Annotated in this window: 12 protein-coding genes; 7 read left to right on the top strand and 5 right to left on the bottom strand. The window is 60.7% G+C overall.

Going from position 1 to position 12,588, the window contains the following annotated elements:
• Positions 1–11: 11 nt before the first annotated feature.
• Positions 12–998 (bottom strand): serine hydrolase, encoded by a 987-nt coding sequence (locus BH682_RS11910; protein ID WP_007729299.1) that lies wholly within the window; start codon positions 996–998, stop codon positions 12–14.
• Positions 999–1,073: 75 nt separating this feature from the next.
• Here BH682_RS11910 and BH682_RS11915 point away from each other — a divergent pair, with 75 nt between their 5' ends.
• From BH682_RS11915 to BH682_RS11940, 6 genes are all read left to right on the top strand, one after another.
• The gene (locus BH682_RS11915; RefSeq protein WP_007729297.1) at positions 1,074–3,413 is read left to right on the top strand and encodes a Tex family protein; all 2,340 of its coding nucleotides are present in this window, start codon (positions 1,074–1,076) and stop codon (positions 3,411–3,413) included.
• Between the two features lie 104 nt (positions 3,414–3,517).
• The gene (locus BH682_RS11920; protein ID WP_003942742.1) at positions 3,518–4,405 is read left to right on the top strand and encodes a hypothetical protein; all 888 of its coding nucleotides are present in this window, start codon (positions 3,518–3,520) and stop codon (positions 4,403–4,405) included.
• A gap of 89 nt (positions 4,406–4,494) precedes the next feature.
• Positions 4,495–4,836 carry a 50S ribosomal protein L19 gene (gene rplS / locus BH682_RS11925; protein WP_003942791.1) on the top strand — a complete coding sequence of 114 codons (342 nt, stop codon included), beginning with the start codon at positions 4,495–4,497 and terminating at the stop codon, positions 4,834–4,836.
• A 55-nt stretch (positions 4,837–4,891) separates the two neighbouring features.
• The gene (gene lepB, locus BH682_RS11930; RefSeq protein WP_172403453.1) at positions 4,892–5,695 is read left to right on the top strand and encodes a signal peptidase I; all 804 of its coding nucleotides are present in this window, start codon (positions 4,892–4,894) and stop codon (positions 5,693–5,695) included.
• Positions 5,696–5,745: 50 nt separating this feature from the next.
• On the top strand, positions 5,746–6,426 hold the full coding sequence (locus tag BH682_RS11935; protein WP_024487346.1) for a ribonuclease HII: 681 nt from the start codon (positions 5,746–5,748) through the stop codon (positions 6,424–6,426).
• Positions 6,427–6,463: 37 nt separating this feature from the next.
• Positions 6,464–6,769 carry a DUF2469 domain-containing protein gene (locus BH682_RS11940; protein ID WP_003942715.1) on the top strand — a complete coding sequence of 102 codons (306 nt, stop codon included), beginning with the start codon at positions 6,464–6,466 and terminating at the stop codon, positions 6,767–6,769.
• Positions 6,770–6,853: 84 nt separating this feature from the next.
• Here BH682_RS11940 and BH682_RS11945 read toward each other — a convergent pair whose 3' ends face one another.
• The 3 genes from BH682_RS11945 to BH682_RS11955 form a co-directional block, all read right to left on the bottom strand.
• Positions 6,854–8,035: an RtcB family protein gene (locus BH682_RS11945; protein ID WP_075832957.1), complete on the bottom strand. Its 1,182-nt coding sequence runs from the start codon at positions 8,033–8,035 to the stop codon at positions 6,854–6,856.
• Positions 8,036–8,132: 97 nt separating this feature from the next.
• Entirely contained in the window at positions 8,133–8,351 is a 219-nt protein-coding gene (locus BH682_RS11950) for a hypothetical protein (protein ID WP_003942716.1), read from the bottom strand.
• An 81-nt stretch (positions 8,352–8,432) separates the two neighbouring features.
• Positions 8,433–9,440 carry an iron-siderophore ABC transporter substrate-binding protein gene (locus tag BH682_RS11955; protein ID WP_223304440.1) on the bottom strand — a complete coding sequence of 336 codons (1,008 nt, stop codon included), beginning with the start codon at positions 9,438–9,440 and terminating at the stop codon, positions 8,433–8,435.
• Between the two features lie 143 nt (positions 9,441–9,583).
• Here BH682_RS11955 and BH682_RS11960 point away from each other — a divergent pair, with 143 nt between their 5' ends.
• The gene (locus tag BH682_RS11960) at positions 9,584–10,399 is read left to right on the top strand and encodes a helix-turn-helix transcriptional regulator (protein WP_075832958.1); all 816 of its coding nucleotides are present in this window, start codon (positions 9,584–9,586) and stop codon (positions 10,397–10,399) included.
• A 1,352-nt stretch (positions 10,400–11,751) separates the two neighbouring features.
• Here BH682_RS11960 and BH682_RS11970 read toward each other — a convergent pair.
• A complete protein-coding gene (locus BH682_RS11970) occupies positions 11,752–12,486 on the bottom strand; it encodes a hypothetical protein (RefSeq protein ID WP_030535439.1) in 735 nt (244 codons plus the stop codon).
• Between the last annotated feature and the right edge of the window lie 102 nt (positions 12,487–12,588).

Consider the following 12,588-nt stretch of genomic DNA (forward strand, 5'->3'; position numbering starts at 1 on the left):
GTTGGATCGAATCAGGGCCCGGAAGCTTCGGGCATCGCCGAATCCGCGGTCGTGGATGCCGCTGCCCAGTCGTCGATGCTTCCGCTCGGGAAGAGAATCTGCGTGACGCCGGTGACCGTGTCGCGTGCGTGCAATGCACTTTCGTCGTCGACGGCATCGGTGAACGAGGTGTCGGGATAGAAGCTGTCCTCATCCGTGTACTGGACGTCTTCTCGCGAACCGATCGCGATGATGTATCGGTTGTCGTCACCGACGATGCCGGTGGACAGATGGATCCACTTGTCCTCGACACAGCACATCCAGCCCTGTTTGACTCCTATGACGGGCTCGCCGAACAAGGCCTCGGGCAGGCCGAATCTCTGGTCGTAACCGTCGGTTCCTTCGGGAGTGGATTGCCGCAGGTACTCGACGAACTGCTCGACCCGTTCAGGTCCGAGTTGATCGGAGTCGTCGAGGACACCGCTGTAGAAGGTGACCAGGTCACGTGTCGTGGTCTCGGTGTTCCACCACATTCCGTCCCAGGGCGGCGTCGTCGCGGTCAGTGCGTAACGCTCGGCGACGCGGGTGATCACCTCTTGGCCGCCGACCTCGTCCCACAGGAGGTTGGCTGCGGTGTCGTCGGAGGATTCGAGCATCGCCGCCATGAGGGTGCGATCGTCGTCCGTGATGGGTCGCTCACCGCGCGCATCCTGATGAAGTAGATCCTCGGCGATGAAAAGTTTTGCCACCGAGGCTGTTTCGATCTGCTGGTCACCGGCGACGTCGAGGTACTTGTCCGAGGAGCGGTCGAGGATGGCGATGGAGACGTCCGCACCACGCCCGAGCGCAGCCACCTGAGCCTGTCCCAGACGGCCGTCGAGGGTCTCGGCTACCGGAACATTGGTGTCGGGAAAGGCGGGGGTCTGCATCGGATCATCCGGGTTCTGTCCACCGCTGCACGAAGCCGCAAAAGTAACTGCGGCCACCATTGCGGCAATCCGGACGTACCGCGTACTCATTTGTTTCCCCCGGTAGCCCTGACACGGCACTGTTGCCGATCTTCTTGTCTCAGGATAGCGGTAGGGTCGGATCTCGTGATTCTCAAGACCGTGAACCAGCGCATTGCCGAGGAACTCGACGTCCGCGAAGGCCAGGTTGCAGCAGCAGTCGACCTTCTCGACGGCGGAGCCACGGTGCCCTTCATCGCCCGGTACCGCAAGGAAGTCACCGGCACGCTCGACGACGCCCAGCTGCGACTCCTGGACGAGCGGCTGCGGTATCTCCGCGAGCTCGACGACCGTCGTGACGCCGTGCTCACGGAGATCGACTCTCAGGGCAAACTCGACGATCAACTGCGCGGTCAGATCATGCTGGCCGAGACGAAAGCGCGGCTGGAGGACATCTACCTCCCCTTCAAGCCGAAGCGGCGCACCAAGGCGCAGATCGCCCGCGAGGCCGGCCACGAGCCCGTCGCCGATGCTCTCATCGGAGATCCCACCACCGATCCCGCGAAGTATTCGGACGAGCAGCTCGACGGTGCCCGGTCGATCCTCGTCGAGCGCTTCGCCGAGGACGCCGATCTGGTCGGTGAATTGCGTGAGCTGATGTGGAATCGCGGCCAGGTCGTCTCCTCGGTCCGCAAGGGCAAGGAAACCGATGGCTCGAAGTTTGCTGACTACTTCGAGTTCTCGGAACCGTTCTCCAAATTGCCCTCGCACCGCATCCTCGCCGTCCTGCGCGGCGAGAAGGAAGAAGTGCTGTCGCTCAACATGGCGGCAGACACCGAAGAACTCGCGCCGGGGGAGCGCACGGTCTACGAAGGCCGCATCGCGTCGCGGTTCGAGATCGCCGACCGTGGTCGGGCCGCCGACGGGTGGCTTCTCGACACCGTCAAGTGGGCGTGGAAGACGAAGTTCGCCGTCACGCTCGGTATCGACACTCGGATGCGTCTGCGGCAGTCGGCCGAAAAGGACGCCGTCGACGTCTTCGCCACCAACCTCAAGGATCTACTCCTCGCAGCTCCCGCCGGCGCCCGACCCACCATGGGTCTCGACCCCGGATTCCGCACCGGAACGAAGGTTGCCGTCGTCGACGGAACCGGCAAAGTTGTTGCCTACGAGACGATTTACCCGCACCAGCCGCAGAACAAGTGGGACGCGGCTCTCGCGACGCTTGCCGGACTGGTCGCTGAACACGGCGTCGAACTGATCGCCATCGGCAACGGCACGGCCTCACGCGAGACCGACACGCTCGCTACCGAACTGATCAAGAAGACCGGCGCGCCCAACCTGACCAAGATCGTCGTCTCCGAGGCAGGCGCATCGGTGTACTCGGCTTCGGCCTACGCGTCGCAGGAACTTCCCGACCTCGACGTCTCGATTCGCGGTGCGGTGTCCATTGCGCGTCGCTTGCAGGATCCGTTGGCGGAGTTGGTCAAGATCGATCCCAAGTCCATCGGCGTCGGTCAGTACCAGCACGACATCACCGAATCGCTGCTCTCGCGTTCCCTCGACGCCGTCGTCGAGGATGCCGTCAACTCGGTCGGCGTCGACGTCAACACCGCGTCCGTGCCGCTGCTTGCTCGGGTGTCCGGAATTGCAGGATCCCTTGCAGAGAGCATCGTCGCGCATCGGGACCAGAACGGTCCGTTCAAATCCCGCAAGGGTCTCAAGGATGTCTCCCGCCTGGGACCCAAGGCATTCGAGCAGTGCGCAGGCTTCCTGCGGATCACCGACGGCGACGACCCTCTCGACGCGTCGAGCGTCCACCCGGAGGCATATCCGGTGGTTCGCAAGATCGTCGCGAGTGCAGGCGGGGACGTGCGCACCGTGATCGGAAACTCGCAGGCACTTCGATCGGTCAAGGCGTCCGACTACGTCGACGAGCGATTCGGTCTACCGACCGTCACCGACATCATCTCCGAGTTGGAGAAGCCGGGACGAGATCCACGACCCGAATTCAAGACCGCAACCTTTGCCGCAGGTATCGAGAAGGTCGCGCATCTCAAGCCCGGCATGACCCTCGAAGGCGTGGTCACCAACGTCGCAGCCTTCGGTGCCTTCGTCGACATCGGAGTTCATCAGGACGGTCTGGTTCACGTCTCGGCGATGTCACACAACTTCGTCAAGGACCCACGCGAGGTCGTCAAGTCAGGTGACGTCGTCAAGGTGAAGGTCCTCGAAGTGGACGAGGCACGCCAACGCATCGGGCTGACGCTTCGTCTCGACGACGAGGTGGGAGCGCCCCGCAAGTCCGAAGGCCAGCGAGGTGGGCAACCCCAGCGGCAGGGCCAGCCGCAGGGCCAGCGTCAAGGGCAGGGGCAGCAACGAGGAAATGGCGGACGCCAGGGCGGACGCGAGCAGCGACCGGACAACCGCGCGCCTGCTGCCGGGTCGATGGCCGACGCTCTGCGCAAGGCGGGCTTCGGCAAGTAAATCCGTCCGCCGGGTTTTCGAAGTCCGTATCGTCACAATCGAGTCGGTTGGCGGTATGAATCCGATCAGGGTCGGATCATGAATTCGGTGAAGGGAGGACAGTGATGCGGGAGTGGCTCGAGCGCGAGATCATCGCCCATGGCCGATTGCCGTTGCTGTTCTTCCTGCTCGGGTTCCTGTCCGCCTTCCTTTTCATCCGCCTCAGCGTCCGGATGATTCGCGCGCAAGTGAAATGGTGGCCGGGCAACATCGCGCCCGGAGGCCAGCATGTGCATCACGTCGTGTTCGGTGTGATCGCCATGATGATCTCCGGTGGTGCGTTGATCGCGGTCTACGTCGATGGTTCGCAGACCACCGGTGCCGTCCTGGCGGCGATCTTCGGTATGGGTGCGGCGTTGGTGCTCGACGAGTTCGCACTGATCTTCTATCTGAAGGACGTGTACTGGTCCGAACAAGGTCGGACCTCGGTGGATGCGGTCTTCGTCGCGATCGCCGTGACCGGCCTGGTGCTGCTGGGTTTCCGCCCGCTCGAACTTCTCGACGTCGCCGGATTCCGTGAAGAACGCGATCCGTGGATCAAGTTGGTCTTCGTTTTCGTCGCGTTGATCAACTTCGCCTTGGCAGCCATCGTGATTCTCAAGGGGAAGATTTGGACGGGGCTCGTCGGTCTGTTCGTTTTCCCGTTGCTGGTAATCGGAGCGGTCCGCCTGAGCCGGCCGGGTGCACCGTGGGCTCGCTGGCGGTACACGCGCAAGCCGAAACGGATGAACCGCGCGCTCGAACGTGAACGGAAATGGCGTCGGCCCGTCATCCGGGCCAAGATCTACGTTCAGGATCTGATTGCCGGATCGCCGAGCGTCGAACATGCGATGACCGCGGCCGAGCAGGAACTGGACCACACCATCCACGCAGCTCCGCCGCCACCGATTTCCCCGCTGGTATCCGCGTCTGGCACAATGGACGGGTTGCCTGGACCAGGCAGCAGCACTTGATCTGGGCACGAACCAGACGAGCGCCGTTTCGGGAGACCGAAACGCGTGCCGCTCGGTTCCTCTGCTCCTGCGAAATGCAAGGATGACATATGAACACCCTGGACTTCCTGGACAAAAAGTCGCTCCGCGACGACATCCCCGAGTTCCGTCCCGGCGACACGCTCAACGTGAACGTCAAGGTTATCGAAGGCTCCAAGGAGCGCGTGCAGGTCTTCAAGGGCGTCGTTATTCGTCGCCAGGGCGGCGGCGTTCGCGAGACCTTCACCGTCCGTAAGGTCTCCTTCGGCGTCGGCGTCGAGCGCACCTTCCCGGTTCACAGCCCCACGCTGGCCTCCATCGAGGTTCTGACCCGCGGTGACGTCCGTCGCGCCAAGCTGTACTACCTCCGTGAGCTTCGTGGCAAGAAGGCGAAGATCAAGGAAAAGCGCTGATCTTTCCGATGAGCCCGGCACCGCGTACGCGCGGTGTCGGGCTAATCTGGTTTCTGTGGCAGATTCTTCGAAGGAGCAGGCATTGTCGTCCGGACCCGAGAATCACGAGGGATCAAGCGGTTCCGCGGAACCGACCTCACATCGGCCGCAGAAGAAACAGCGATCGTTTCTGCGAGAACTCCCTGTTCTGATCGGCGTAGCGCTGGTACTCAGCATCGTCCTTCAGGCATTTGTCTTCAGAGTTTTTCTCATCCCATCCGAGTCGATGGAACCGACACTGCACGGCTGTGCGGGATGTACCGGTGACCGCATCGTGGTGGAGAAGATCGGATACCGCTTCGGCGATCCGGAACCCGGCGACGTCGTCGTCTTCAAGGGACCCGATTCGTGGAACACGAAATATGTGTCCAATCGGTCCGACAACGTTGTCGTCCGCGGCATTCAAGAGGTCGGTTCGTGGGTCGGCCTCGTTCCGCCGGACGAGAACGACTTGGTCAAGCGAGTGATCGCTACCGGCGGCCAGACCGTCGAATGCTGCGACGAGCAGGGCCGAGTCCTGGTCGACGGCAAGCCGCTCGACGAGCCGTACATCAAGATGGATTTCCCGTTCACTCCGGGAACGCAAACGTGTGACACCGAATTGAAGTCGGGCCGCTGCTTCGGACCGATCACCGTTCCCGAGGGCCACGTGTGGGTCATGGGTGACAACCGCAGCAATTCCGCCGACTCGCGCTACCACGTCGACGACGAGTTCCAGGGAACCGTCCCGATCGACAACATCATCGGTCAAGCTCGTTTCATCGTTCTTCCCCCGTCGCGAATGGGCGGCATCGATGCGCCTGATATTCAGGGCAACTGAGTTGTCGGACCGCACACATGGATTCGCGTAGTTCCGAGTAGGCAGAGACAGTGAGTAGTTGGCCCCCTCGCGTTGTCATTCGCAGATCGGCAGGTCTGCGGACGATGGAGTCTGCGTTGGCGCGAACCGGACTCGGTCCGGTGGCCGGCGTCGACGAGGCCGGGCGCGGAGCGTGCGCTGGTCCACTTGTCATTGCAGCGTGTGTCCTGGCGCCGAAACCGCAAGCAGCCCTCGCGCGGCTCGACGATTCGAAGAAGCTGACCGAACGTGCGCGCGAGGAGCTTTTCCCGGCGATCAAGCGCTTGGCGTTGGCGTGGAGTGTCATCTCTGTTCCCGCTGCGGAAGTCGATCAGATCGGCATCCACGTCGCCAACATCGAGGGGATGCGACGAGCAGTTGCGGGCCTCGACCTCGAACCGGGCTACGTTCTCACCGACGGATTCCGGGTTCCGGGTCTGACGGCTCCGTCGCTACCGGTCATCGGCGGTGACGGCGCCGCTGCATGCATCGCCGCGGCGAGCGTTCTCGCGAAGGTGACCCGAGATCGTGTGATGACCGAGATGGACGACACTCATCCGGGATACGGCTTCGCGATTCACAAGGGATACAGCACGCCACTGCACATGGACGCACTCGACGAGCTGGGGCCGTGCCCCGAGCACCGCATGACCTATGCCAACGTGGTGGCTGCGGGAGTCCGGTTGGAACAACGCGCGGGCCGTACGGGATGATGGACGTTCAGACGAACTGGGAGGACTGGCTAAACCGATGAGTGCCGAGGATCTCGAGAAGTACGAAACCGAGATGGAGCTGTCGCTCTACCGTGAATACCGGGACATCGTCGGACAGTTCTCCTACGTCGTGGAGACCGAACGACGTTTCTACCTGGCCAACACGGTCGAGTTGCTGCCCCACAATTCAGACGGGGAGATCTACTTCGAGCTGCGGATGTCCGACGCCTGGGTGTGGGACATGTACCGCCCGGCGCGATTCGTGAAATACGTACGCGTCGTGACCTTCAAGGACGTCAACATCGAAGAGCTGGACAAGCCGGATCTGCGCCTTCCTGACTGATCTGCGCTTGCCAAACTGATCTCGACAACGAAGTGCCCCGCCGATATCGGCGGGGCACTTCGTATTTCGCGGAGTTGTGCGGGGTCAGTTGCCCTTGACGTTCACAATCTGACGCAGCGTGTGTCGAATCTCGACCAAGTCCTTCGCGTCGTCCATCACGACGTCGATGTCCTTGTACGCACCCGGGATCTCGTCGAGGAACGCCGCGGAACGCTTGTATTCGATGCCGACCATTGCCTTGTCGAGATCTTCGATGGTGAAGATCTTGCGTGCCTGGTTACGTCCGTACACCCGACCCGCGCCGTGGGGGCTGGACTTGAACGACGGTACGTTTCCCTTCCCGACGACGACGTAACTCGCCGTCCCCATCGAACCGGGGATGAGCCCGGGCGTGCCCTCGTCGGCCTTGATCGCACCCTTACGGCTCAGCCACACACCCCTGCCCATGTGGAACTCCTTCTGGGTGAAGTTGTGGTGGCAGTTGATCCGCTCGACTTCGTCGATGATCGCGGGCTTGCCGTCTCCCATGAAGTGCGCGAAGTCCTTCACGACGCGGTCCATCATCTCTTCGCGGTTGAGCAGAGCGAAGTGCTGAGCCCAGTTGAGATCGGTGATGTACGAGTCGAATTCGGGCGTCTTCTCGACCAGGTAGGCAAGATCCGGATCGGGAAGGTTGATGTACCACCGCTCGCACAAGTCCTTGGCGATCTTGATGTGATGCTGCGCGAGCTTGTTTCCGATACCGCGGCTTCCCGAGTGCAGGAACAGCCAGACGCCGTCGCTTTCATCGAGTGTCACCTCGATGAAATGGTTGCCAGAACCCAGCGTTCCGAGCTGAAACCTCCAGTTGTTCTTGAACTTGTCGTAGAAGGCCAGGCGATCGCCCGCCATCGCCTCGAGTTCTGCGATGCGGATTTGCGCCGTGTCGCTCAGCGTCTTGTTGTAGACACCTGCCGAGAGCGGGACGGAGCGTTCGATGCTGTGGCGAAGTACGCTCAGGTCGCGGCCTTGAAGGTCGCGTGCGTTGAACTGGGTTTTGACCGCGATCATTCCGCAGCCGATATCGACTCCGACGGCGGCGGGCATGATTGCGCCTTCCGTCGGAATGACCGAACCCACCGTCGCTCCCGCACCGAGGTGCGCATCCGGCATAAGCGCCAGATGTGGACGGACAAAAGGCATCTGGGACGTACGCAGCGCTTGCTCGCGAGTGTTCTCGTCGAGTATCGATGCCCAGTTCCACAGCCTCTTGGTGATCTTCTCCATCAGATTTCTCCCACATAGTTCACAGCCGAACCGATCGGTCCGGTGTGTCGTGCAGGAATGACCATGCGCTCGGTCAGTGGTTGTGTGCAACCCCTTTTCAGGTTCGCAGGCCGTCTGCGAGTTCGTAGATTCGTCCGACGTACTTCTCCTGGAAGGCTTTTCGGGCAGCATCTGCTTGTTGCCGTGCGCCCATCTGGGAGTAGAGGTACTCGAGATGAACCAAACTCTCGCCGATGTCGACGCGTCGCTGGTCGAGAACCGTCAGCTCGTCGACCAGTCGAGCCAGATCTAACGCGGTGTCCGGTACCTCGTCCATGGTGATCCTCGATGTCCGTGAGTGCTTCCTGACCCCGAGGTTAACACTCTTCGAACATATTTTCGATACCTGCCCTGTAGTTTACTTCGACAACGTGGCTGTCAGTTGGTCGATGGCATACGGAATGCTCAGGACGGTATTGCCGGACATCGCCGCGCCGACGGGTGGATCTGCGGTGTACCGCACGACTATCGCATTTCCGCTCTTCACGGCGGGTAGTCGCTGGTAGAGCGTGTTGTCGGCGAGGGCCTTCTCTCCCTCCGGATCGGCCATCACGATCAAACGATCAACGGGTTCGAGGATGTCGTATCGCTCGTTCGGCAGCCAGTCGCCGAACTGGTCGCCGACGAATGCGTCGACCGTCGCAGGGAGGGTGAACCCGAGTGACGAGAGGAAAATGCCGCGTGGGTCGTGCGACGAGAACACGTATCCCTCGGGAGTGTCGAGGTTGACGATCGTTGCGGTTTGCCCGGCGAACTCCGGGTGTGCAGCGCGAGCGGCGGCAAACGCGTTTTCGGTATCCGTGATCAGTTGCTGAGCTTGTGGTCCTTTGCCGAGGGCGCGCCCGGCGGTGAGCGTCATGTCGGTCCACGGCGTTGTGTACGCGTCGTAGTCCTTGCTCTGCGCGACAGTCGGCGCAATCGAGGTCAGCTTCTTGTAGGTTTCCGTGTCGATGTCGGCGTACAGCGCGAGGATCAGATCTGGTGCGAGGTAGGCGATTTGCTCGAAGTTGAAGTCTCCGCCGCTGTTGATGTAGGTCGGAGTCTTTCCCTTCCAGTAGTCCTCCGTCCACGGCCAGCTTTCATCCAGGCCGGAGCCCCACCATTCGGCCATTCCGACGGGTTCAACTCCCAGGGCAAGCAGTGGTTCGTGATCGGTGTATCCGAGTGTGACGACGCGCTGTGGTGCGGCGTCGATTGTCGTCGAACCCAGTGCGTGCTCAATCGTCACGGGGAATGCGTCGTTGGTCTGGAGCGCTGATGCGGTGTCGACGCCTTGCGAGGTTCCACAGGCGGTCGAGAACCCGATGATCGCGGCCGTCGTGAACAAGGCGGCGAGGATTCGGGTGCTACGTGAGGGCACGTGCATGCTCCTTCGGGGTGGTGGGCGAATGATCTGAGTTCCGCATGAAGTAATGAACTGGTAGCGCCGGCAATAAAGTGAGGCTAACCTTTGCGGAATCGTCGGTCCATCCTTCCGGATGGACTCGGATACGCTCAGAAAGACGCAAAATGTCCACTATCGAGTACTCGACTCGCCCAAAGTCCTTGCTAGCGCTGCCCGATAGTCGCGGACGGACATTCAAAGATTTTCAGGTCTACACCAACGTCGTCGAGGGCGTGACCGCGTACGGGGCTCACCGCCACCCGGAGCATCAGATCGCCTGGATGAGTGAAGGGACGATGCAGATTGCTGCCGGGGGCAACGTGTGGCACCTGCACAGCGAGCACTTGGTCTGGTTGCCGGGCACCGTTCTCCACGACATGACGCTTCTGTCGGCGGGATGCATGATCGCGGCCTATGCGCGTCCGGATCTACGCCCTGGCGGGCCCAGGTGGACTCAGCCACTGGTTCTCGAAGTCGATGCTTTGTCCGCTCAATTGCTGCGCCATCTCGCAGATCGGACCATCGACGATGCTCGGCGGTTGATGAGTCAGGAGTTGCTCTACGACATTCTTGCTGCCGCGCCCGAACGGCACGACGTCCTCGCGGTTCCTCGCAATGCTGCGGCGAGTTCGGTTTCTGCCCGCATCCTTGCCGATCCGGCAGACGCACGGACGCTGGGGGAGTGGGCGGGCGAACTCGGGGTCAGTTCCAAGACCTTGATGCGAGCCTTTGTCGCCGATACCGGGATTACCTTCGGACAGTGGAGGACTCGCGCCCGAATGTATGCGTCGCTCGAGATGCTCGCGCGGGGTGAGGGTGTCAATGACGTTGCCCCGCAAGTGGGTTACCGGACCAGTAGTGGGTTCATCGCCGCATTTCGGGAAACCTTCGGTACGACGCCCGCCAAGTACGGTGGGAAAGCTGATGCAGTGAGTCGCTGAGTTGGAAACCCACGTCGCACACTCGGAGACGATAGTTGATAGATCGTGCTCGCGTCGACAGGCTAAATGCTGAGGGTGGCAGTCTTCAGTACACCCAGGCTGGCTTTGCGGAGGCTGAGAGTCGGCATTGGCATCGGATTCTTCGTTCAGGGCTGCGTCTCGACGATCGGTCAATCGGTTACGGCAGCATTTTGATGGCGATTAGACAAAAATCAGAAATGTCCTCATCGTGAGCGCTTTCCGACGATCTGCGTAACCGTAGAAGACGTAACACACAATGCTGCGCCAGAAAGGAGGACAACCCAAAGCCCCCACCCGATCGATGGAGAAACGGTGGTGCGAAAAACCGTCGCTTCTGCATCTGAAACGTTCATGGCGTCGATTATTCCGATCACGACCGCGATTGCGCCTACCGCTGGCGCGACCCACCGGTCTCCAAATTTGGCCTTTCCTCCTCTAGATAGAATAGTGAACAGTGCGATTGCTGCTACCGCGCCGAGAACGAGTGTTAGGACGCCGTCTCCGTCGACACCAGACTTTGAGAAGTTGAGAAATGTCACCCATGGACCGAGGCTTCCGACGATTATCCCGAAACATGCAAGTAGAGCTGCCACGATATTTGGCATGTAGTTGGAAGGGAGGGGAGAGTCGGCCTGTACGAATCCAACTGGCGGTACACCAGCGAATCGCCAATCTGTCTCGTGCTCGGGATGGGGTTCGTAAGGTTGATCCGATTCTGGCGACGGTGCTTGGTGCTGAGCGAGCCAGTATTCCGGTGGTCGGGGCTCTTGGTTCGGTTGGTCAGATGGAGAGTTGGGTGGCTGCGTCACTTGAGAACCAACTTTCTGCTGTGGGAGCTGCGCAGTTTGTGGGTGAGTTGTATTGCAACTGCAATCTGTCAGACAAACTATACAAGTGAAAGTTTCGCGGAGTTCTTAAGTTGTCGGCATAGGAAAATTCGTGCAGGTCGACTGTCGCTTCAAAGTCAGACATGCTCGCCAATAGGTTGTCCGTCTACCTCGAAACGAATTGTAAATCGAGCTGGCGGGCGGAGCAGTGGCTCTACGACGTTGACCGCCTGGACGGTACGCATAGAATAAAAATGGGTGTGCCTTCCTCGGGGATAAACCAGTAGGTAGTTCGATTTTGGAGATTAGTACCAATCTGTGAAGTCATGGCCTTGTCTCTTCGAGCGATCCAGACCGCAGTTCGATGTCTAAGCTTCTACCTTCGGTGTCGGAACGCCGGAAGTGATTGATGGTTTCAACGGCGAAGATACTTCCAGAACATTGAAATGGGCCGAGCTGCCAGCATATGCTGGTGGCTCGGCCCATTTACTAATCTGAACTGAGTCAGCTCATGTTGCCGAGCACATTGCCCAGGACACCGCTGATGACATTGGTCATCGACCCCTGCGGGTCGGTGAGGGAGCCGAATACTTGGCCCGATCCGGAGTTGAGCGAGCCGAAGCCCATGTCTTCGAGGCTTCCGGCGCCGGCCTCGACGGGGTTCGGCTGCCGGATGGTGACACACACGCCCATCGGATTGATGTCCCAGTCGCCCGCCGCCAGCACAATGTTGGTGCCGGCGCCGCTGTCGAGCTGAGAGCCGACAACTGCGTTATCGGGAACCTTGTAGGTGGTTTCCAGAGCGATGATGCCGCCACCAGCAGTGGTCCATCCGCCGCCCTTTGCCACCACGGAGTTGTTGCCGACGACGACGGTCTTGGTGACGTCGTCCCACTTCTGGTCGCCGATAAGCCATTTGACGTTCAGGCGAGCCTTGACCAGCTGGAATCCTGCCGGGTGGAAATCGCGGATCTGATTGACGAGTGCTCCCGAACCGGAAACCTTTGTCAGGTAGGTGACCGTCTGTCCCGGGGCGACCTTGCCGTCGCCGACAACCTCCTTGCTGACGGTGTACGGCGTCCCGAGGGAACCGGCCCAACTGTCGGTGACCGACTGGTTGAGCGCGCATGCCGGTGCTGCTTGCGCCACCGAGGCTCCAAGTCCAACAGTGACGCCGGCGGCGATGAGAACGAGGGATGTAGTGGTTGCTACTGCGTGGCGAAGTGAGCGGCGGGCCATGTAGAACTCCATTCAGCGGGGTGCGTGACGGTTTGAGCAAAACTGTAACTAGTTCTACTGGACTTTCGTCCAAGATGTGGCTGATTTCAGAAAATTGTCAGG

The organism is Rhodococcus sp. YL-1, from assembly GCF_001942025.1.
GTDB classification, from domain to species: Bacteria; Actinomycetota; Actinomycetes; order Mycobacteriales; family Mycobacteriaceae; genus Rhodococcus_F; species Rhodococcus_F qingshengii.

Excerpts from the sequence above, each read along its gene's own strand:
- BH682_RS11945 (WP_075832957.1), bottom strand. The coding sequence starts at position 8,035 with ATGGAGAAGATCACCAAGAGGCTGTGGAACTGGGCATCGATACTCGAC.
- rplS (WP_003942791.1), top strand. The coding sequence starts at position 4,495 with ATGAACACCCTGGACTTCCTGGACAAAAAGTCGCTCCGCGACGACATC.
- BH682_RS11960 (WP_075832958.1), top strand. The coding sequence starts at position 9,584 with ATGTCCACTATCGAGTACTCGACTCGCCCAAAGTCCTTGCTAGCGCTG.
- BH682_RS11910 (WP_007729299.1), bottom strand. The coding sequence starts at position 998 with ATGAGTACGCGGTACGTCCGGATTGCCGCAATGGTGGCCGCAGTTACT.
- BH682_RS11970 (WP_030535439.1), bottom strand. The coding sequence starts at position 12,486 with ATGGCCCGCCGCTCACTTCGCCACGCAGTAGCAACCACTACATCCCTC.
- BH682_RS11940 (WP_003942715.1), top strand. The coding sequence starts at position 6,464 with ATGAGTGCCGAGGATCTCGAGAAGTACGAAACCGAGATGGAGCTGTCG.
- BH682_RS11950 (WP_003942716.1), bottom strand. The coding sequence starts at position 8,351 with ATGGACGAGGTACCGGACACCGCGTTAGATCTGGCTCGACTGGTCGAC.
- BH682_RS11955 (WP_223304440.1), bottom strand. The coding sequence starts at position 9,440 with ATGCACGTGCCCTCACGTAGCACCCGAATCCTCGCCGCCTTGTTCACG.
- BH682_RS11920 (WP_003942742.1), top strand. The coding sequence starts at position 3,518 with ATGCGGGAGTGGCTCGAGCGCGAGATCATCGCCCATGGCCGATTGCCG.